Raw genomic sequence first — 18930 nt, forward strand, 5'->3', positions numbered from 1 at the left:
CCCAATAAACAACATAGAAATAGAGACAGATGTTTACAGGTATTATCGAAGCAATAGGTACGCTACAAGCCATCACTCCTCGCGGAGAAGATATTAGTATTCATGTTGATGCGGGTAAGCTTGACATGGGTGACGTGAAACTAGGTGATAGTATTGCCACCAACGGGGTGTGCTTAACTGTGACCGCGTATACGGCCACCACATACACAGCAGATTTGTCGGTTGAAACTCTAAATAAGACAGGCTTTGCGCACTATCAAGTAGGTGAAAAGGTGAATTTAGAGAAAGCAATGCTGCCAACGACGCGCTTTGGTGGGCACATTGTTTCTGGACACGTAGATGGCGTTGGCGAAATTATTGATCGCCAGCATGTGGGACGAGCCATCGAGTTCTGGGTTCAGATGCCTCAAGAACTCAATAAATATGTCGCGGAAAAAGGATCGATTACGGTTGATGGTATTAGTTTGACCGTCAATGGGTTACGAAAAAATGCCTTTAAACTCACCATTGTGCCGCATACAACTGAAGAAACGACGATCGATCGCTTTCAAGTTGGGCGCAAAGTGAATTTAGAAGTGGATGTCATGGCTCGCTATATGGAACGCCTACTGCAAAGCCACACGCAGAGTGAACCAGAGTCACGCATCTCAATGGAATTTTTGCAACAAAATGGTTTCGCTTAGTTTAGTGATAAGACCATGTTTAGAGAGACAGCATCGCATAGCGAAACAATGACCGTTTAGAGCGGTATAACGCTTAGTGAAACAGCAAACGTTGAGCAATATGGCAAACGCTGCAACCAAACAAAATGAATAACAGGAATGTGATATGCCAATTAGTACGCCCCAAGCCATTATAGAAGATATTCGATTAGGTAAAATGGTCATCTTGATGGATGACGAAGATCGTGAAAATGAAGGTGATATCATCATGGCTGCGGAACATGTCACGCCAGAAGCGATCAACTTCATGGCAACACATGGTCGCGGTTTGATTTGTTTGACCATGACCAAAGAGCGCTGTGAACTACTTGGCTTACCGCCAATGGTGCAAGATAACAACGCCCAATACACGACGAATTTTACCGTTTCTATCGAAGCCGCAGAGGGCGTGACCACCGGTATTTCAGCAGCGGATCGTGCGCGCACGGTTCAAGCGGCCGTAGCGAAAGGGGCGAAGGCTGCCGATCTGGTTCAGCCGGGGCATATCTTCCCACTTGCCGCGCAAGATGGTGGGGTATTAACCCGTGCAGGGCACACTGAAGCGGGTTGTGATTTGGCAAAGTTAGCGGGTTTTGAACCTGCGTCAGTGATTGTTGAAATTCTTAACGACGACGGAAGTATGGCTCGTCGCCCTGATTTAGAAATCTTTGCAGAGAAGCATGATCTGAAATTGGGCACCATTGCGGATTTAATTGAGTATCGTAATAATAACGAAACGACGATTGAGCGAGTGGCAGCTTGTCATCTTCCTACTGAGTTTGGTGAGTTTGAGCTCGTGACCTACCGCGATACCATTGATAACCAAATTCACTATGCGATGTGCAGTGGTGATCTGACCGCACAACCCCCTCTAGTGCGTGTTCACTTACAAGATACCTTCACTGATATTCTTCGCTCAGATCGAAACTCTGAACGTAGCTGGACTTTGGATAAGGCCATGCAGCGTATTGGTAGCGAGGGCGGCGTTTTAGTTTTGCTAGGTAATGAAGAAACAACGGAATCTATCGTTCACAAGATCAAAGTCTTTGAGCAGCAAGACAGCGGCCAAGCACCAACCATGGCGAAAAAACAAGGCACCTCACGTCGTGTGGGAGTCGGTTCGCAAATCTTGGCTGATCTTGGTGTGCATGAAATGCGATTGCTGTCATCGGCCGATAAAAAATACCACGCACTTGGTGGCTTTGGTTTAACGGTGACTGAGTACGTAACTAAATAGGCGCTAACGTTTTTATCCAGTGAAAACGGAACAAACCGCGTTTAACACATAGATTCAAGCTTCTTCAAGCCTTAAATGATTTAGGTGTGAGGAAGTTTGAGCTAGATATTGATAATTGAGTTGTGCTAGAATCCGGCGATTCTCGCGAGATGAACATAGTTTATAAGGAAAGTATATGAAAGTTATCGAGGGTGGCTTCCCTGCACCAAACGCAAAAATTGCGATTGTTATTGCTCGTTTTAATAGCTTTATTAATGAAAGCCTATTGTCTGGTGCTATCGATACTTTGAAACGTCATGGTCAGGTTAGCGAAGACAACATTACTGTTGTTCGTTGTCCTGGTGCGGTTGAACTGCCATTGGTAGCTCAACGCGTTGCTAAAACAGGCAAGTTTGACGCTATCGTATCACTAGGTACAGTGATTCGTGGCGGAACGCCACATTTTGACTATGTTTGTAGTGAGTGTAATAAAGGTCTTGCTCAAGTGTCACTGGAATACAGCCTACCAGTCGCATTTGGTGTTTTGACTGTTGATACTATCGATCAAGCTATTGAGCGCGCCGGAACCAAGGCTGGTAATAAAGGTGCAGAGGCTGCACTAAGCGCGCTAGAGATGATCAACGTTCTTTCTGAAATCGATTCCTAATGGGGGCCAGTGTGAAACCAGCCGCACGTCGTAATGCACGTCAATTTGCTCTGCAAGCAATTTATTCTTGGCAAATTACTAAAGAAAATGTTGCCAATGTAGAAGAACAATTCTTGTCAGGTGGTAAGTATGATGAAGAAGAACATCATGCCGCAGAGCCAGCGTTAAGCGCACCAGAGACTGACGTTGTGTATTTCCGTGATTTGCTCACGGGTGTCGCGTTGAATCACACAGAATTAGACAGCAAACTGCGTCCATTCGTATCTCGCCCAATGCAAGATCTCGATATGATGGAACTGGCGTTGCTTCGTCTAGCTATGTACGAAATGACAAGCCGTGAAGACGTTCCTTACAAAGTTGTTATCAATGAAGCTATTGAGCTAGCAAAAGTATTTGCAGCAGAAGATAGCCACAAGTTCGTTAACGGTGTGCTTGATAAAGCCGCGCCAAGCGTACGTAAAAAGTAACAATTAACGTTCGTCTTATCCTAAAAAGGTCAGCATTATGCTGGCCTTTTTTATATACTCTGAACACCTAATTCTAGAGTCTATTACCCATATGTCCGGTGAATTTAGCTTAATTGACAAATACTTTGCTCATCAGCAGCAACAGCGTAAAGATGTAATCCTAGCCCAAGGTGATGATTGCGCTATTGTGGCTCCCGCACAGAATAGCCACATTGCTATTAGCACAGACATGCTAGTGTCTGGCACTCACTTTCTCGCAGATGCAAACCCTGCTCATATTGCTCATAAGGCGTTAGCGTCAAATATTAGCGACCTTGCTGCCATGGGAGCCTCTCCTGCATGGGTATCCATGGGGATCGCGCTTCCTAAGGTTGACGACGCATGGCTCGAAGTGTTTACCACAACCTTTTTCAAACTGGCTGATTATTACGGCATACAATTAATCGGTGGCGATACGACAAAAGGTCCATTGTCGATTACGCTGACCGTTCAGGGAACGCTGCCCGAAGGTAAGGGGCTCACTCGCAGTGGTGCAAATGTAGGTGACTGGATTTACGTAACGGGGACGTTAGGTGATGCTAAGGCCGGGTTAGATGTTATTTTACAGCAGCGTATGAGCGACGATGCAGCGCTTAATGAGCATCTGGTGGAGCAACACTTTATGTCTACTCCTAGAGTGCTAAGTGGTATGGCACTAAGAGACATTGCGTCTTCTGCTATTGATATTTCAGACGGGCTTGTTTCCGATCTTGGACATATTCTAGCTCGCTCTGACGTAGGAGCGCGAATAGATGTTGCTGAGCTACCTATCTCACCTGCATTGACGGCCTTTTTGCAACAAGAGGATGAGAGACAGTACTACGCCCTTACTAGCGGTGAAGAATATGAACTGTGCTTTACTGTTCCGGAAACGAACCGCGGGCAACTAGAGGTGGCGCTTTCGAACACGCCATTTCGCTGTATAGGCAGAATAACAGGCACTCGTCACTTAGAACTACATCGCAATAATATCCCTTTAGACTGGAACGTAAGTGGGTTTGACCACTTTAAGGTAACCGTATGACCAACCCATTGAGCCTAATTTCGTTAAAAAACCCTTGGCACCTGCTGGCGACAGGATTTGGCAGTGGACTGTCTCCAATCATTCCCGGCACGATGGGGACGTTAGCGGCGATTCCATTGTATCTTTTGTTGGCGCAGCTTCCGTTTAGTCTTTATGTAGTCTTGGTTGTGGCGTCTTGCTTTATCGGCGTGAAAATTTGTCAGGTGACGTCTGATGATATGGGAGTACATGATCATGGCTCTATTGTCTGGGATGAGTTCTCTGGTTTTTGGATTACCATGATGATCGTGCCTGCATTAAACATTCCTGTGGATGAATGGAAGTGGTTGATAACGGGTTTTGTGCTGTTTAGATTTTTTGACATGGTGAAACCGTGGCCTATCGGATGGCTAGATAAACGGGTTCATGGTGGTGTAGGCATTATGATTGACGACATTGTTGCTGGTGTTATGGCCGGGCTTTGTCTGTACTTAGTGGGGCACTTCTCTGGTTGGCTATCTTAAAGCGAACGTAAATATTAGAGTTTTTGCCCTATGAACTCATAGGGTTATTTTCTCGATTAATTGTTAAGTAGGGACAAAGCTTTACTATACTGAACTGAAAAAATTGTTATTATTAGCCTCCCTTTTTGAACTCGTAACAAGATGTATGCTTAGTAATCTGCGTTTATTGATCAACTCACTTCTCGTCATTTTGAACACGGCGGTTACCGCAGTCGTGGTTTCAACACTTTCTATTATCAAATTGATTTTGCCACTTCATCCAGTGCAAAAGACCATGACGAGTTTGGCAAATAAGCAAATGTGGGTATGGGCAACCGTTAACCTCTGGCTGTTAAACGTAAACAACAACATCGATTGGCAGATAGAAGGGGGCGAGGAGCTCACGCCTGAACAATGGTACATGCTACTTTCAAACCACTTGAGCTGGACCGATATTGTGATTATCAGCTCGGTAATGAAAGACAGAATGCCAATGTGCAAGTTTCTACTAAAGCAAAGCTTGTTGTACGTCCCTTTTGTTGGTTTGGCTTGCTGGGGGCTAGACATGCCGTTTATGAAGCGTCACTCGCAAGCTTACCTCGTTAAGCACCCAGAGCGTCGTAATGATGACTTTAACGCGATAAAAAAGGCGTGCGAGAAATTTCAGCATGTACCCACCACGATGATCAGTTTTGTTGAAGGTACCCGTTACAGCCCTGAAAAGGTGCAAACAGGTAAAACGCCTTATCGTCATCTACTCAAACCTAAAACAGGTGGTGTAGCCTTTACCCTAAACGCGATGAATCAACTGTTAGATGGCGTTGTTGATATTACCTTGGCCTATCCAGAAAACCGCGAAAGTCCGTTTGAAGATTTGCTTAAAGGTCGATTAACCAAAGTAGTGGTTAAGATAGAGGTTTACCCTATGGATGAAAATCTAAGTGGGGATTACTTTAAAGACAAAGCGTTTAAACGTCGCTTTCATCACTGGTTGAACGCACTTTGGAAGCGTAAAGACGAAACACTGGAATCGATTTATCAGAATAACGGTTTGAAGTAAGCGAATGCTTACCTGTCACTGTTTAGTGCGAATATGAATTATAAAAAAGGTCTACCGCGAGGTAGACCTTTTTTATTTAATTAAGCGATAGATAGTCTAGGAATGACTCGACAACGCTTTTCTTCTTCATTGATGTGCAATGAGACCGCATGTGTGTGGTAGTTGTCACCGCTCTTCCAAACGGTTTCTCCGAATATCTGACATAATTCCATATCAGAAATAGATCCCTTCATTTCTCGGTAGGCGACAGCTGAGATGATCTTTTGCTCTAAGACTTTAGGGCAAGATTCAACTAGCCAACGACTCACTTGAATATTCGGCAAAGCACGCTCCTTGTGGTCATGTTTTCGTCATCGTTGACCACACTACCACTGCCATATTCATGGATCAAGTTGAACTTGATCACATTTTTTGGCCGAATTCGGTGCTTACTTGTAACTTGTTGTTAAGTATATAATAAACAAAGTGCATAGGTGGTAAGGTCGAACGTCATCATGGCTTATCTACACGGATAGCTTTTCGAGATTGGATACTTTTTGTTGGCGACGGTGTAAATGAAAGATCCCTTTGATATGTGGTAGTAGCCACAATACAGAGATGAGTGCAGCCCATTCACTTACGATCGACAGTAAAGCCGACCCCGCTAGGCTACCTAAGCCAACGTAGCTAGGCAGGACCGAATAAAGCAGTACAAAAGTAACAACGGTGAATAGAGCCGACAACCAAAGAGGGTGTGATTGATTGATATCTTTATTGCTAGAGTCATTTGACATTGGATAGTGTTCCCTTTTATCCATTACTACTCGCCCATTCAAACAACTCCCGCGAATAACACAAGTTGATAATCATATTAATTGGAGACAGTGCAAAGAATCACAGCTTACTTGATTCATAATTAAGCAAGGCAGTCACAAAATGACACAGGAATATTAACGGTGAGCGTTCTGCTCAATGTCTCAGTTTGAGTAAATACACTAATTAATTATCGGTGAGTGTCTACACTTTCCTCATCGGCTTTTTATGAGCAAGTAAAGTCGAGTTATGTCTGATTAAGTGGTAACAGATCTATCGTCCGTGGTAGCGGCAGTCCGGTTAGAATTCATGGCTGTCAGTCAACCGCACGCAAAGAAGGTGGAATATGAAATCTGAATCTCTTCATGATTCTAGCAAGGAATATAACTATCGACATATTGAGGTTGTTAGACGGGGTGATGTCATCACTATAGCGTTGAATCGACCAGATAAACTCAATGGTGTCGATATGATCATGTTTGACGAGTTAATTGATATCAGTCGTCGCTTAAAGCGAGATCGTCAGCTTCGCGCGGTAATTCTGACGGGTAATGGTGACAACTTTAGTTCTGGTTTAGATTTTAGTGCCATGATGGCCAATAAACGGTTTGCCGCTCAACTGCTTTTTAAAGTGTGGCCAGGAAGTGCTAATCGAGCTCAGCAAGTTAGTGCTAATTGGCGAGCGCTATCGATTCCTGTTATTGCTGTCATTGAAGGTTACTGCTGGGGAGCGGGTATGCAAATTGCATTGGGCGCTGACTTTCGAATGTGTTCACCCAACGCGAATCTATCTATTATGGAATCAAAAATGGGCTTAACATCCGATATGGCAGGCTCTCTTGGACTTAGAGAGGTGATGGCAAAAGACCAAGCGATGAGAATTTCCATGTGCGCGACGCAACTGGATGCGACGCTTGCATTAGAGTTGGGATTGATCACCGAAATCCATGATACACCGATGCAGGCCGCTGATGAGTTATGCCAAGAGCTCGCTCTTAAATCACCAGATGTTACAGCTGCAATCAAGCATATCTATACTCGTTATTGGACCGCCCCTGCATGGAAGTTACTCGCTTATGAAACGTATAGCCAAATTCGAATTATGTTGGGCAAAAACTTCAAACAAGCGCAAAAAGGCTTGCGTAATAAAACAGCGGCCAATTTTAAAAAACGACAGAAATATTGGTAGGTAGTGCCTTAATATAGGCAAATAAAACCTCAATATTGGACGAGAAAACCGTAATAGTAGTCTGTGATATCTTTGTTAGTTTATCTAAAAATGGCCGCACTTATTGGCGGTAGCATATTATTTTCAATGGGATACGAATGTTCCCACTATGGGAAGAGGCGTGTTAACTGTTTCCCATAGTGAGCGACTTTACCTAGTGATTATATCAAATTAGCCTTATAATTCTCGAAGAAAAATAAGTCTATTGATAGGTAGTTAGTGTGAAGTGGTCAGTTAAGAATAAGTTGTACGGCAGTTTTTTTGCGGTGTTCGCAATTATGTGCTCTGGGTTAAGCATTATTTGGTTTGAAGTGACCGCTTCAGAGCAAGTTGCGATAGAAGCGAGTAGTGATGATGTCCCTGAGCTTGAGCAGTATCTTATTTTGATTGATGAGATTGGCGATGTCTATCGTAGTTCACTTGAAGTGATACTGGGTGATGCTCAGGCTGTCCAAGCGTATCGAGACAACCTAGCCAGTGCCCATGCAGCGTTTACGGAGCTGCGACGCTTAGAAGCGAGCAACCGGGCCGATAGCTTGATGTTGAAAGAAGGTTTGACGCTGCTGCAACGTTATACCGATAGCTTTGAAGCAGAAGTTATGACGTCTGTTTCTGAAGAACGTATCTCAGTTAATTTTGATATTACCAAACAACTATTTCAGCAGTATTTAGTCCCGCTAGAAAAGGCGCTTGATGAGGCTTCTGCTTCAGAAAAACAAGATACTTATCAATCTCTGAATGGTCTAGTCGATTCGTTCAATGTGATCTTTTTGACTATCATTATTTCAGCAATATCCGTATTGGTAGGCTCCATCGTAGTAGCTTATCTACTTTCTAACTCTATAGTTCGTCGTGTTTCGGTATTAAACGACATTGCTCGTCGTATTGCTAATGGTGATTTATCGAATGCGAAAGTGAAAGATGACGCAAGTGATGAACTGTCGACTCTAGCGCAATCTATTAATCAAATGCAGCAGTCGCTGGCTGACTTAATATGTTCGATCCACTCTGTCAGTGCTGACGTTAAAGAGGCAACCTATGAACTAAGTGCGATTAGTGAGCAGATGGTTGTTGGGGCATCATCGCAGTCTGACAAAGCGACATTGATAGCGACAGCGTCAGAGGAGCTTAGCTTAACTATTTCTGAAGTCGCCCAGCAAGGTAACCAGACCTATAGTGAGGCGCAGCGTTCAGAGTCGTGTGCGGTAGAAGGGCGTGAAGTTATTTCGGGAATGGTCGAGAGTGTTCAGCAAGTGTCTATCCAAATGCAAGAGATGTCATCTCAAATGAGCGCCCTCGGTGAGCATGGTCAACAAATTGGAAGCGTTATTAAAGTGATACAAGAGATCGCCGAGCAAACCAATTTATTGGCACTGAATGCAGCTATTGAAGCGGCAAGAGCGGGTGAATTAGGCCGTGGTTTTGCTGTCGTTGCGGATGAAGTTCGAGCCTTGGCAGAGCGTACTACACGTGCGACGCAAGAAGTGGCAACGTTAATCCAATCAATTCAATCAGGAACTGAACAGGCAGTCTCGCTTACGGTTGATAATTGTCAGCTGGTTGAGTTGGGAGTAAAGCAAAGTGAAGGGGCAATTGGCGCACTTGAAGAGATAGTTTCAGGCGCGGGCAATGTCCAAAATATGATTAACTCCATTGCGACAGCAGCAGAAGAGCAAACAGCAGTGACAAAGGAAATAGCATCGGATATTTCCTCGATTAGTGATATCTCAGATCGTACATTAGAACGAGCCCATTCCAGTGCTAAGCAGGTAGATGAGCTCAACAAGAAAGTGAACGAACTTGAGCACTTAGTTGCGCGGTTCACGTTGTAGCCCGGTCAGCGGTTAAACGGAAGCCATTCAGTGTGTAGAGAACTAAGCCATGTCTGAATAATTCGTTCTCAGACATGGCTTCATCGTCGAATCAGTGCTTAAATAGGTAGGTAGTCAAACACGGTTGTGTTAGGCTTCGCGCTCGACTTTCAAGGTCAGTGGTACATACTGCTACACCCTCTGTGTTACTGACTATGCTGATTACTTTCTTGTTTGGAATTTATTTTGACTAATAACGATATTTTACGCCGTATTCGCTATACCTTTGACTTTAAAGACGCAGAAATGATTGACGTGTTTGCAGCGGCAGAGCACAAAGTGACACGTGAACAAGTGTCGAATTGGTTAAAAAAAGACAGCGATGATAACTATAAGTCAGCAAGCGATACAGATTTAGCGATTTTCTTGAATGGCTTAATTAATATTAAACGTGGTAAGCGCGAAGGTGCGCAACCTGAGCCTGAAAAGCGCCTAACGAATAACATGATTTTCATGAAGCTTAGAATCGCGCTAAACATGAAAGCAGAAGATATCTTAGATGCCCTACAATCGGTAGATTTTAATCTAAGTAAGCACGAATTGAGTGCGTTTTTCCGTAAGCCAGACAATAAGCACTATCGTGAATGTAAAGATCAGATTTTGCGTAACTTCTTAATGGCGATACAACGCCAGTTACGTCCTGAAGACAAAAGCGAATACCAAGATTAAGCTTGTAAGTTAAGTCAGTTAAGCAGCAAAAGATGCAATGTCTTTTGCTGCAATGCTGGCTTACCTATTCCTCTTAGTTCTCACTGATATTCGCTCATTTACCCTCATAGTGGTTGCTGTAGACCACCAGACGCAACACCGAGAGTACCCCCTCACTTTTCTCCTACGATGAACTTGATTATGCCTTTTAAAACTTTCAATTTTAACTCTAAGCTGACTACCGCTATTGCGAAGATGTACCCGTCGCCGACTAAAATTCAATCGTTAACATGGCCACAGGCATTATTGGGTAAAGATGTGTTAGCGATTGCTCAGACAGGCAGCGGTAAAACCATGGCTTATGGTTTAGCATTAATAGAACAATTGTACAGAGAAAGGGCAGCGACGGGTGAAGAGAGCACTGATAGCCATCAAAACGTCAGTGGAGCAGTGATTCTTGTACCGACACGTGAGCTGGCTATGCAGGTGAATGATGCTTTGGCGCCGCTGGCGAAAAGCCTATCGCAGTCGTCAATCGTACTGTGTGGTGGTGTGGATATTGATGCCCAAAAGTACCAGTTAGAGCAACACCCGACCATGATCATTACCACTCCTGGACGCTTACTTGACTTGATCAATCAACAAGCGATCCGGCTAGGCGATATCAAGCATGTCGTGTTGGATGAAGTAGACCGTTTGCTTGATATGGGATTTTGGCCGGATGTACAGAGCATTTTGCTTGCTTTGCCAAGTCAGCGTCAAACGATGATGTTCTCGGCGACGTTGCCCGATGCATTGGAAAAAAAAGTGGCGTTGCTACTCAATGAGCCAGCTCGCGTACAAAGCCATGTGACCAACAGCGTAGTCACCGATGTTCAAGAATCCTTATACCTAGTAAATAAAGGCAGCAAAGCCAATGTCTTGATTCAACAAATTAAAGACAATCAGTGGCAGCAAGTTTTAGTGTTTATCGGTGCACGAGATAATGCCGATGCTTTATGTAAAAAGCTATCTAAGGCTGGTTTTAAGACAGCCGCGTTACATGGCAATAAAGATCAAGTAGAGAGAGAGCAGACTTTACAGGCGTTTAAAGAGCGCAAGGTGCAAGTGCTTATTGCCACCGATTTACTCGCTCGTGGCGTACATGTTGAACAGCTGCCAGTCGTCATCAACTATGAGCTACCTGCAGATGCGTCAGTGTATGTTCATCGTGTCGGTAGAACTGCGCGTGCCGGCCAATCTGGCTTGGCAATTTCTCTGGTTTGCCATGGTGAAACAGGTTACTTGGACGCCATTAGAACACTGACAGAGCGCTTACTACCATTGCAACAACTTGCCGAATTTCCAGTGACAGATAAGCCAGCTTCTACAGAAAGTAAACGTCCAAAAAGAGACAAACAAGCCAACCGCCGCACCAATAAAAAAGGCAGCGCGAAGCAGTTTAAGACTAAGCGTTAGGTAAGACCACAATCGCTATCTAAGCTAGGCATGTAACATTGTTCCCTCTACGCATAGGCTGCGTAGAGGGAACAATGTAAATACTATTTAATGATTAAAGCTCTCCTACAAACCCTGCAGCGATATAACTCCTTAATTCGCTTTATTCGTCGCTGCCACGTTGTCCGACGTACCCTGACCAAGTATTCATTGTGTTCACACATGTAAATCATCCTGAGAAATAGTAATTTTTGTCACTTTGCTCTTACTGATAAAGAGGTCGTGATCTTTGTTCCACTCTTATTTTTCCTAGAAAATTATGTCATTCATATTCACTTGTGTGAATAGTCAATATGCGTGTTATTTACTAATGCTATAGTGTTATATAGCAAGGCATTCGCAGTGCCAATATCTCGCACAGTAAGATTGATGGGGTGATTGTAGTTGTGGTTTTCGAAGCTATTTAGTCATGGATAACAGCAATACTCAGAACGAGTATAAACGAGGTAATACAATGAGAAAGAGAGATATAGCTGTTAATGAAGGATTATAGAACCTCAACACCGGGTGTTGAGGTTCTGGGAAGAATTACAGGTTTTGTGCTTTTGCCATTTGATTGGCTATTTTCGGTGCGTACCATAGACTTGGTGCAATAATCAGTGAGGCAGGAACAGCCGTGATCACGATAAATGATTGCAGTGCCGAGATGCCGCCACTTCCCATTGAGATAAGAACGATCGCGACCGCCCCCATCAGCACACCCCAAAAGGCACGAATGACCGCATTAGGTTCTTCATCACCACTGATAACCATAGTGATGGTGTATGTCATGGAATCACCCGTTGTCACGATAAATGTCGTGGTCAGCACTAGGAACAAGACTGAAATTAGCGTTGGGAATGGCAATTGTTGCGTAATCGCCAATAGTGCGCCCGGCATGTTAAAGCCTTCAAAACCTGCTTTGATGATACCAGGTGTCGCCAGTTCGAACGCTAGCCCAGAGCCACCGACAATGGTGAACCAGAAACAAGTGACTAACGGAGCCGCAATACTAATAGACAAGATCAATTGACGAATAGTACGACCGCGAGAAATACGAGCGATAAAGATCGCCATCATTGGTCCATAGCCAATAAACCAGCCCCAAAAGAATACCGTCCACCAACCAAGCCACTCTGGGTCGCCACGATAAAGTGCCATAGGAACAAATTGATCAATCATTTGTCCTAGGCCCTGAACATAACTATCAACAATAAAGCTTGTTGGTCCGGCAATCAGAATAAAGCCAATAAGCGCTGCAGCAAGGATAATGTTGTAGCGGCTGATGATTTGAATGCCGCGATTAACGCCACTTAATGCTGATAAGGTGTAGAACACCATCGCAAACACCACTACCGTTGCTTGAGTTGCAAAAGTATCTGGAATGCCAAACAGTTCTTGTAGTGCGTAGCTGATTTGCAAGCCAAGGAAACCGATAGGTCCAATGGTGCCTGCAGCCACAGCAATAATGCTAAGTGCATCGACGGTGTTGCCAAGCCAGCCAGTGATAACACGTTGACCAAATAACGGATAGAGCAACGTACGTGGCTTAAGAGGCAAGCCCTTGTCGTAATGCAGGTGCATGAGAACAACGGAAGATAAGCAGCCTAGTACCGCCCAAGCAAGAAATCCCCAGTGAACAAAAGATTGCGACAGCGCATTAATCGCGTTGGTGTACGGATCTGCCGAGCCAAATAAAGGTGGCGCAGAAACATAGTGCGCAATCGGCTCTGCTGCGGCCCAAAATACGCCGCCACCTGCAAGTAAGGTGCAGAGGATGATTGAGATCCACTTGAAGTTTTCTACATTTGGTGTTGCAAGCGCGCCGAGCCTAACGTCACCCGTTTTACCAAAGCATAGTGCTAGGCCAATGACAAAGTTAGCGAGAAGGAGTATTTGCCAGAAGGCACCAAAGTATTTCGTGGCCAGTTGAAAGCCAGAATCGACAACAGAGGAAAGTGCGACAGGGTGGGTTAGAGCAAGTAAAACAAATAACGTTAGGAAAGAGCCACTGATCCAAAATACTGGATTGTTCATTTCCAGTTTATCAGCTAGCTGTTTCAGTCGTTCGGGCGGATGAATGGCGTCATACGCTGAGCGAGAAGCTGTCGAAGAGTCTACGACAGTATTAGAATTTGGCATTAAAAGTTCACTATTCATGTGCCGCTGTGATAGCCAGCAATGTGTGTTTTCTCACTATTCGACAAGCAAAGTGTGAGCTGAATCATAAAAGCCGGACATCCTAACACATTGTTTGCATCGAAACAGGACTTTTTACCGTGTAGGGAAATTTGACGCTGTTCAAATATTCACCAGGGATTTGTTTGATAGGAAAGAAGCTTCGTATTGTAGGATTCGCCCTGCGTGCTGTGAAAAACCGCGATTAATAGACCTGATTTTTAGAGTCTCCGGGGTGAAGAAAGAAAGGACAAAAGTGGGTTTAATTAGCTGAATTAAAAGAAATTAATGTTGGGGTGTGTTTTTGTGGGACCTAAGACTGCGCTGAGTCGATGTGTAATAGGGTGGCTTGGCTAATCTCTCCAAGTTGAATTACTTGCCATTTATAAGGTTGTGAATATAATCCGGCGCCGCTCCATAGTTGGGGGTGATGAAAAAATAATGAGCACATTATTTCTTTAGTGATGATATTTAACGCAACTTACCCACCATACCTTAATGGTAGGAGGTAAGAAGGAAAACGTACCATGAAACAAATTAAGACGCTGATGGCCACCGCTGTGATGGCTTCCATGCTTTCTGGTTGTATTGGCCAAATGGCGACAACAGGCTTTGTTATGCACGAAGTGAACATAAAAGGTGTTGATAACCGTTATGCTCGTGCGGGTCTCTATACGCTGATGTCTCCTGTTTACGCAATAACATCAATGGCAGACTTATTTGTCGTCAACTCAATTGAGTTTTGGACCGGTACTAACCCATTAAGTAAAAAGAAAGCTTTGGCTGATATGCCGGCTAACTCTTATATTAAGGTGAACCATAAGATAGATAAGAAACTGACAAGCGCACCAGTTAAGATCTCTATGCTTGACGGCAATACGACTCAGATGAACTTTGTTGATGACAACGGTCAATCACGTGTTCTAGTGGGTGTGAGTGGTGAAGAAAGTGTCGATTTCTATCTTGATGGTGAGTATGTCACCACTGCTTCACACGATGAACTCAAAGCATACTCTGCTCTATCGTAGAGGCATCTCTCGAATACACAGATAAAAGCCTGCTTGCATGAGATAAGGCAGGCTTTTATCGATCCATCACTCTATCAATTGTCTTCCTCAACGTTACCCTAATTACCATGCCAACATGGCGTAAAGTGGTAAGTTCTATTTGTCTATTCCTCTAAACTCTGCTTCATCAAATGCACACACGAAAACGAACGCCTTAGCGGGCAAGTGCATTCATTATTGCAGGATAAAAACAGACAGGATGTTTTAATTGAGGAAAACACATTGAAAAACACACTGACGAAATCACTTTTACTTGCCGCTACTGGTTTTATTGCAATGACAGCAACCACCGCTCATGCTTTTGAGTTAGGTGCCGACAGCAAACGAGGCGTCACATTTCAGTTCACTAATCTTATTATTGGTGTCAAAGACAATTATGTGAATGGCGGTATGGCACTGTTGCAAAAACCCATTTCCCAAGAGCACAACATTAGCTGGTTTGTGGAAGGTGGCGTAGGTTACAACTGGCATAGTGAAGCGATTGATGTTCACGCACCTGTTGGTCTTCGCTGGGAGCCAGTGAAAAACCTAGATGTGGATCTATTTGCCACTCCAGAAGTGAAGTTCAATAACGGTGCCGACTTGGGCGTTGGCGTTGACCTTGGTGTGTCTTGGAAGTTTTAACGTAAAGTTGAATCATGGCAGTCTCGTCAAGCAACGAGTAAGAAATATAGCCGTGTAAACGAACAAAAGCGATGGTATTGAACCATCGCTTTTGGGTTTTACAAGGTCGTCGAAGTGAGTTACTGCGCGTATTTGAATTTACGCGTTATTTGCTTGTTCAACCATCGATAGTGCTAGCGCTTCAGCCGCCTTAATACCATCGATGCCAGCGGATAGAATACCGCCCGCGTAACCCGCGCCTTCACCCGCTGGGTAGAAGCCTTTTAGATTAACACTTTGGTAGTCTTTGCCGCGTTTAATGCAAACTGGAGAAGACGTACGTGTTTCCACACCGGTTAGTAGGCCATCTGCGCCAGCAAAACCTTTGATCTTTTTGTCAAAGGCTGGGATGGCTTCACGAATAGCTTCAATAGCAAAAGCAGGCAGTGCTTTAGAGATATCGGTGAGCTTAATACCAGGAGTGAACGATGGAGTCACATCACCAAGAGCACTTGGGTCGCGACCTTTCAAGAAGTCGCCAATTTTTTGTGCTGGAGCATCGTAGTTCTCGCCACCTAGCTTGAATGCGCCAGTTTCTAGTTCACGCTGGAATTGAATACCTGCCAATGGATTACCAGGGAAGTCTTCTTCTGGTGAAATACCCACTACAATCGCGCTGTTTGCGTTACGCTCTGCACGAGAGTATTGGCTCATACCGTTTGTTACCACGCGACCTTCTTCAGATGTCGCCGCAACCACGGTTCCACCCGGGCACATACAGAAGCTATAAACAGTACGACCATTTTTGCAGTGGTGAACCAGTTTGTAGTCAGCAGCCCCTAAAATTGGGTTGCCAGCGTTCTTGCCGAAACGAGCTTCATCAATGACGGACTGTTTGTGCTCAATACGGAAACCTACCGAGAACGGTTTTGCTTCCATGTAAACACCACGTTCGTGCAGCATTTCGAAGGTGTCACGAGCGCTGTGACCCACCGCTAACACAACGTGACGGGTGTGAAGAGTTTCACCGTCAGAAAGGGTTAAACCCGTGATTTGACCGTCTTCCATATGGATATCATCAACGCGGGTGCTGAAGCGAATTTCACCGCCCAGTTCAATGATTTTCGCGCGCATTTTTTCAATCATAGTGACCAGTTTAAAGGTCCCGATGTGCGGCTTGCTGACGTAACGGATTTCTTCTGGTGCGCCAGAGGCAACAAACTCTTCGATCACCTTGCGGCCATAGTGCTTAGGATCTTTCACTTGGCTATACAGTTTGCCGTCAGAGAATGTACCTGCGCCACCTTCACCAAATTGCACGTTGGATTCAGGGTTAAGTGTACGTTTACGCCAAAAACCAAAGGTGTCTTTGGTGCGCTCGCGTACTTCTTTGCCGCGCTCAACAATAATAGGGTTAAAGCCCATTTGAGCAAGTACAAGGCCCGCAAACAAGCCACAAGGACCAAAACCAATCACTACAGGGCGCTCAGTTAAGTTTGCCGGCGCTTGAGCAACAAACTTGTATTCCATGTCCGGGGTCAGTTTAACGTGCGGATCATTGGCAAATTGTTCAAGCAGTTGTGCTTCATTATCGACGACAACATCGAGCGTATAGATCAGTAGAATCTTACTTTTTTTACGAGCATCATAGCCACGCTTAAACATATTGAATGACAGGACTTGCTCGCTTGGAATGTTTAGCTTTTTCGCGATGGCGGCAAGAATTGCGTCTTCCTCATGATCAAGAGGAAGTTTAATTTCGGTTAAACGTATCATGGTGATGTCTCGTGTTAGTAGGTGTCTTAGCGTGGCACCTCATTAGGAACTACGCTCACAATGGCGCGCATTTTACGTGAAGTTGCTTTGTCTGTCATACTTAATTCGAGCTACAGGAGCTGACTTGGGATACCCAACGCGATAAATTTATGCTTGGCATGATATTGAATTTTACCCGTGAATCCGTATCATCGCCCCTCCATAATAGGCACGAGCGATTTTTCTACGTATTGCCTATTGATTGACTGACTAACCAAGAGCTGATGACCATGGCATTTGTCGTAACTGATAATTGTATTCAATGTAAATTTACCGACTGTGTGGCGGTTTGCCCGGCCGATGCATTTTATGAAGGCCCGAACTTTATGGTGATCAGCCCAATAGACTGCATCGACTGTGGTCTTTGTGTTCCAGAATGTGATGCTCAGGCGATTTTTCAAGAAGACGAGCTATCCGAAGATCAGCAAGTGTTTATTGCATTGAATGAAGAGCTAGCAGAAGTGTGGCCAAACATTACCGAAGTGAAGCCCGCGATGGACGAAGCGGATAAGTGGAATGGCGTACCAAACAAATTAGGTATGTTAGAAAAATAACCGCGCTCTTTTTACTTCGTAAAACACGTCAATAGAGAGAGTATATTGCCAGACAGAAAAAACGCAGCCACTGACTCAGTGGCTGCGTTTTTTTGTATTCAAGTGACATCTATACATTTGTATTTAACGACATTTATACAAGGTGCTATCTAGCTATGTTGGCGGCGAAGGTTATCCAAAATAATACCTGTTGCCATCGCTACATTGAGTGATTCTGCTCCGCCAAAGGCTGGAATGGTAATTTTGTCTGTTACGTGTTTTTCAGCTGCCGCGCGTACTCCGTGAGATTCACTGCCCATCAGTAAGATGCCTTGCGCAGAAAATTGGGTACTGTGGACACTTTCACCTTCAAGAAACGCCCCATAAACAGGGATACTTGCTTGTTCTAAGTAACTCGGCAAGTCGGTTAGGCTAACTTGAACACGGCCAAAGCTACCCATAGTGGCGCGGATGGTTTTCGGGTTGTATGGGTCAGCGCAATCAGTGCTGGCGACAATGTGCTGAATACCATACCAATCGGCAATGCGAATAATGGTGCCAAGGTTACCGGGATCAGAGACACCATCTAAGGCAATCATCAATCCTTTTGCTTCAGGAATATCATGGCTCGGTATTTCGACAATTGCGACAGCGGCATTGTTACTCACTAAGCTGCTTGCTTTCGTCAATTCATCCAAAGAGGCTTCAATACAATCAAAACGGCTGAGCGCTTGCTCATTAGCGTTAAGAAAGTCGCTGGTGGCAAAGACTTGCTTGACGGTAAGCGGTGCGCCAACCAACTCAAGAACGTTTTTCTCGCCCTCGACTAAAAACAAGCCATGCGCCTTGCGCTGTTTCTTTTGGCCTAATGCACGAAGTAGTTTTAATTGGTTTTTAGAAATCATAGTTATGTCCCAGATGAAAGCGCGGGCATTATAACCTCAAGTACTGCTGAGATGCGAGGTCACTTCGCGGTGTTGTTATCCCTTTCGTTGTTTACACTCTATTTTTCAACAGATTCCCCAATCATGCCGAGCATCGCTTTGGATATGCTGAACTAACC

Annotated in this window: 19 protein-coding genes; 14 read left to right on the top strand and 5 right to left on the bottom strand. The window is 44.5% G+C overall.

Features of this window, described 5'->3' with window-relative positions:
* Positions 1 to 29: 29 nt before the first annotated feature.
* The 7 genes from L4D05_RS02480 (at position 30) to yihG (ending at position 5656) form a co-directional block, all read left to right on the top strand.
* A complete protein-coding gene (locus tag L4D05_RS02480; protein ID WP_428750602.1) occupies positions 30 to 683 on the top strand; it encodes a riboflavin synthase in 654 nt (217 codons plus the stop codon).
* Between the two features lie 145 nt (positions 684 to 828).
* A complete protein-coding gene (gene ribBA, locus L4D05_RS02485) occupies positions 829 to 1938 on the top strand; it encodes a bifunctional 3,4-dihydroxy-2-butanone-4-phosphate synthase/GTP cyclohydrolase II (protein ID WP_428792927.1) in 1110 nt (369 codons plus the stop codon).
* Between the two features lie 175 nt (positions 1939 to 2113).
* Positions 2114 to 2584 carry a 6,7-dimethyl-8-ribityllumazine synthase gene (ribH, locus tag L4D05_RS02490; protein WP_004741508.1) on the top strand — a complete coding sequence of 157 codons (471 nt, stop codon included), beginning with the start codon at positions 2114 to 2116 and terminating at the stop codon, positions 2582 to 2584.
* Positions 2584 to 3051 (top strand): transcription antitermination factor NusB, encoded by a 468-nt coding sequence (gene nusB, locus L4D05_RS02495; RefSeq protein ID WP_265675785.1) that lies wholly within the window; start codon positions 2584 to 2586, stop codon positions 3049 to 3051. Before ribH ends, nusB begins: the two co-directional genes overlap by 1 nt.
* Before the next feature lie 91 nt (positions 3052 to 3142).
* Positions 3143 to 4114 carry a thiamine-phosphate kinase gene (gene thiL / locus L4D05_RS02500; RefSeq protein ID WP_428793120.1) on the top strand — a complete coding sequence of 324 codons (972 nt, stop codon included), beginning with the start codon at positions 3143 to 3145 and terminating at the stop codon, positions 4112 to 4114.
* Complete coding sequence (gene pgpA / locus L4D05_RS02505) at positions 4111 to 4617, top strand: phosphatidylglycerophosphatase A (RefSeq protein WP_428792928.1); 507 nt, start codon at positions 4111 to 4113, stop codon at positions 4615 to 4617. The genes thiL and pgpA overlap by 4 nt, the downstream gene beginning before the upstream one ends.
* Positions 4618 to 4762: 145 nt before the next feature.
* On the top strand, positions 4763 to 5656 hold the full coding sequence (gene yihG, locus L4D05_RS02510; RefSeq protein ID WP_428750605.1) for a 1-acylglycerol-3-phosphate O-acyltransferase, YihG family: 894 nt from the start codon (positions 4763 to 4765) through the stop codon (positions 5654 to 5656).
* 80 nt (positions 5657 to 5736) lie between these two features.
* Here the strand turns inward: yihG and L4D05_RS02515 are convergent, their stop codons facing one another.
* Together L4D05_RS02515 and L4D05_RS02520 are read right to left on the bottom strand one after the other, a co-directional pair.
* Positions 5737 to 5979, bottom strand: coding sequence for a hypothetical protein (locus tag L4D05_RS02515; protein ID WP_250615505.1), 243 nt, complete (start codon positions 5977 to 5979; stop codon positions 5737 to 5739).
* Between the two features lie 180 nt (positions 5980 to 6159).
* A complete protein-coding gene (locus L4D05_RS02520) occupies positions 6160 to 6429 on the bottom strand; it encodes a hypothetical protein (RefSeq protein WP_428792929.1) in 270 nt (89 codons plus the stop codon).
* 365 nt (positions 6430 to 6794) lie between these two features.
* Here L4D05_RS02520 and L4D05_RS02525 point away from each other — a divergent pair, with 365 nt between their 5' ends.
* The 4 genes from L4D05_RS02525 to L4D05_RS02540 all read left to right on the top strand — a co-directional run bounded on the left by L4D05_RS02525 (position 6795) and on the right by L4D05_RS02540 (position 11653).
* Complete coding sequence (locus tag L4D05_RS02525; protein WP_428792930.1) at positions 6795 to 7637, top strand: crotonase/enoyl-CoA hydratase family protein; 843 nt, start codon at positions 6795 to 6797, stop codon at positions 7635 to 7637.
* A 260-nt stretch (positions 7638 to 7897) separates the two neighbouring features.
* Entirely contained in the window at positions 7898 to 9508 is a 1611-nt protein-coding gene (locus L4D05_RS02530) for a methyl-accepting chemotaxis protein (RefSeq protein WP_428792931.1), read from the top strand.
* A 225-nt stretch (positions 9509 to 9733) separates the two neighbouring features.
* Positions 9734 to 10216: a YehS family protein gene (locus tag L4D05_RS02535; protein WP_250615501.1), complete on the top strand. Its 483-nt coding sequence runs from the start codon at positions 9734 to 9736 to the stop codon at positions 10214 to 10216.
* A gap of 180 nt (positions 10217 to 10396) precedes the next feature.
* Positions 10397 to 11653, top strand: coding sequence for a DEAD/DEAH box helicase (locus tag L4D05_RS02540; RefSeq protein ID WP_428792932.1), 1257 nt, complete (start codon positions 10397 to 10399; stop codon positions 11651 to 11653).
* A gap of 567 nt (positions 11654 to 12220) precedes the next feature.
* Here the strand turns inward: L4D05_RS02540 and L4D05_RS02545 are convergent.
* On the bottom strand, positions 12221 to 13813 hold the full coding sequence (locus L4D05_RS02545) for a BCCT family transporter (protein WP_428792933.1): 1593 nt from the start codon (positions 13811 to 13813) through the stop codon (positions 12221 to 12223).
* Positions 13814 to 14376: 563 nt separating this feature from the next.
* Here L4D05_RS02545 and L4D05_RS02550 point away from each other — a divergent pair.
* A complete protein-coding gene (locus L4D05_RS02550; protein ID WP_428792934.1) occupies positions 14377 to 14877 on the top strand; it encodes a DUF3332 family protein in 501 nt (166 codons plus the stop codon).
* A 261-nt stretch (positions 14878 to 15138) separates the two neighbouring features.
* The gene (locus L4D05_RS02555; RefSeq protein WP_428792935.1) at positions 15139 to 15540 is read left to right on the top strand and encodes a hypothetical protein; all 402 of its coding nucleotides are present in this window, start codon (positions 15139 to 15141) and stop codon (positions 15538 to 15540) included.
* A 138-nt stretch (positions 15541 to 15678) separates the two neighbouring features.
* Here the strand turns inward: L4D05_RS02555 and L4D05_RS02560 are convergent, their stop codons facing one another.
* On the bottom strand, positions 15679 to 17295 hold the full coding sequence (locus L4D05_RS02560) for an NAD(P)/FAD-dependent oxidoreductase (protein WP_428792936.1): 1617 nt from the start codon (positions 17293 to 17295) through the stop codon (positions 15679 to 15681).
* Between the two features lie 269 nt (positions 17296 to 17564).
* Here L4D05_RS02560 and fdxA point away from each other — a divergent pair, with 269 nt between their 5' ends.
* On the top strand, positions 17565 to 17888 hold the full coding sequence (gene fdxA, locus L4D05_RS02565; protein ID WP_265675774.1) for a ferredoxin FdxA: 324 nt from the start codon (positions 17565 to 17567) through the stop codon (positions 17886 to 17888).
* 149 nt (positions 17889 to 18037) lie between these two features.
* Here fdxA and L4D05_RS02570 read toward each other — a convergent pair whose 3' ends face one another.
* Entirely contained in the window at positions 18038 to 18772 is a 735-nt protein-coding gene (locus L4D05_RS02570) for an RNA methyltransferase (RefSeq protein ID WP_428792937.1), read from the bottom strand.
* Between the last annotated feature and the right edge of the window lie 158 nt (positions 18773 to 18930).

The sequence above is a fragment of the Vibrio nomapromontoriensis genome (assembly GCF_050337205.1).
Taxonomy (GTDB): domain Bacteria; phylum Pseudomonadota; class Gammaproteobacteria; order Enterobacterales; family Vibrionaceae; genus Vibrio; species Vibrio nomapromontoriensis.

What these genes read in the sequence shown, in the direction of transcription:
- L4D05_RS02480 (WP_428750602.1), top strand. Translation starts at nt 30, where the DNA reads ATGTTTACAGGTATTATCGAAGCAATAGGTACGCTACAAGCCATCACT.
- ribBA (WP_428792927.1), top strand. Translation starts at nt 829, where the DNA reads ATGCCAATTAGTACGCCCCAAGCCATTATAGAAGATATTCGATTAGGT.
- ribH (WP_004741508.1), top strand. Translation starts at nt 2,114, where the DNA reads ATGAAAGTTATCGAGGGTGGCTTCCCTGCACCAAACGCAAAAATTGCG.
- nusB (WP_265675785.1), top strand. Translation starts at nt 2,584, where the DNA reads ATGGGGGCCAGTGTGAAACCAGCCGCACGTCGTAATGCACGTCAATTT.
- thiL (WP_428793120.1), top strand. Translation starts at nt 3,143, where the DNA reads ATGTCCGGTGAATTTAGCTTAATTGACAAATACTTTGCTCATCAGCAG.
- pgpA (WP_428792928.1), top strand. Translation starts at nt 4,111, where the DNA reads ATGACCAACCCATTGAGCCTAATTTCGTTAAAAAACCCTTGGCACCTG.
- yihG (WP_428750605.1), top strand. Translation starts at nt 4,763, where the DNA reads ATGCTTAGTAATCTGCGTTTATTGATCAACTCACTTCTCGTCATTTTG.
- L4D05_RS02520 (WP_428792929.1), bottom strand. Translation starts at nt 6,429, where the DNA reads ATGTCAAATGACTCTAGCAATAAAGATATCAATCAATCACACCCTCTT.
- L4D05_RS02525 (WP_428792930.1), top strand. Translation starts at nt 6,795, where the DNA reads ATGAAATCTGAATCTCTTCATGATTCTAGCAAGGAATATAACTATCGA.
- L4D05_RS02540 (WP_428792932.1), top strand. Translation starts at nt 10,397, where the DNA reads ATGCCTTTTAAAACTTTCAATTTTAACTCTAAGCTGACTACCGCTATT.
- L4D05_RS02545 (WP_428792933.1), bottom strand. Translation starts at nt 13,813, where the DNA reads ATGCCAAATTCTAATACTGTCGTAGACTCTTCGACAGCTTCTCGCTCA.
- L4D05_RS02550 (WP_428792934.1), top strand. Translation starts at nt 14,377, where the DNA reads ATGAAACAAATTAAGACGCTGATGGCCACCGCTGTGATGGCTTCCATG.
- L4D05_RS02560 (WP_428792936.1), bottom strand. Translation starts at nt 17,295, where the DNA reads ATGATACGTTTAACCGAAATTAAACTTCCTCTTGATCATGAGGAAGAC.
- fdxA (WP_265675774.1), top strand. Translation starts at nt 17,565, where the DNA reads ATGGCATTTGTCGTAACTGATAATTGTATTCAATGTAAATTTACCGAC.
- L4D05_RS02570 (WP_428792937.1), bottom strand. Translation starts at nt 18,772, where the DNA reads ATGATTTCTAAAAACCAATTAAAACTACTTCGTGCATTAGGCCAAAAG.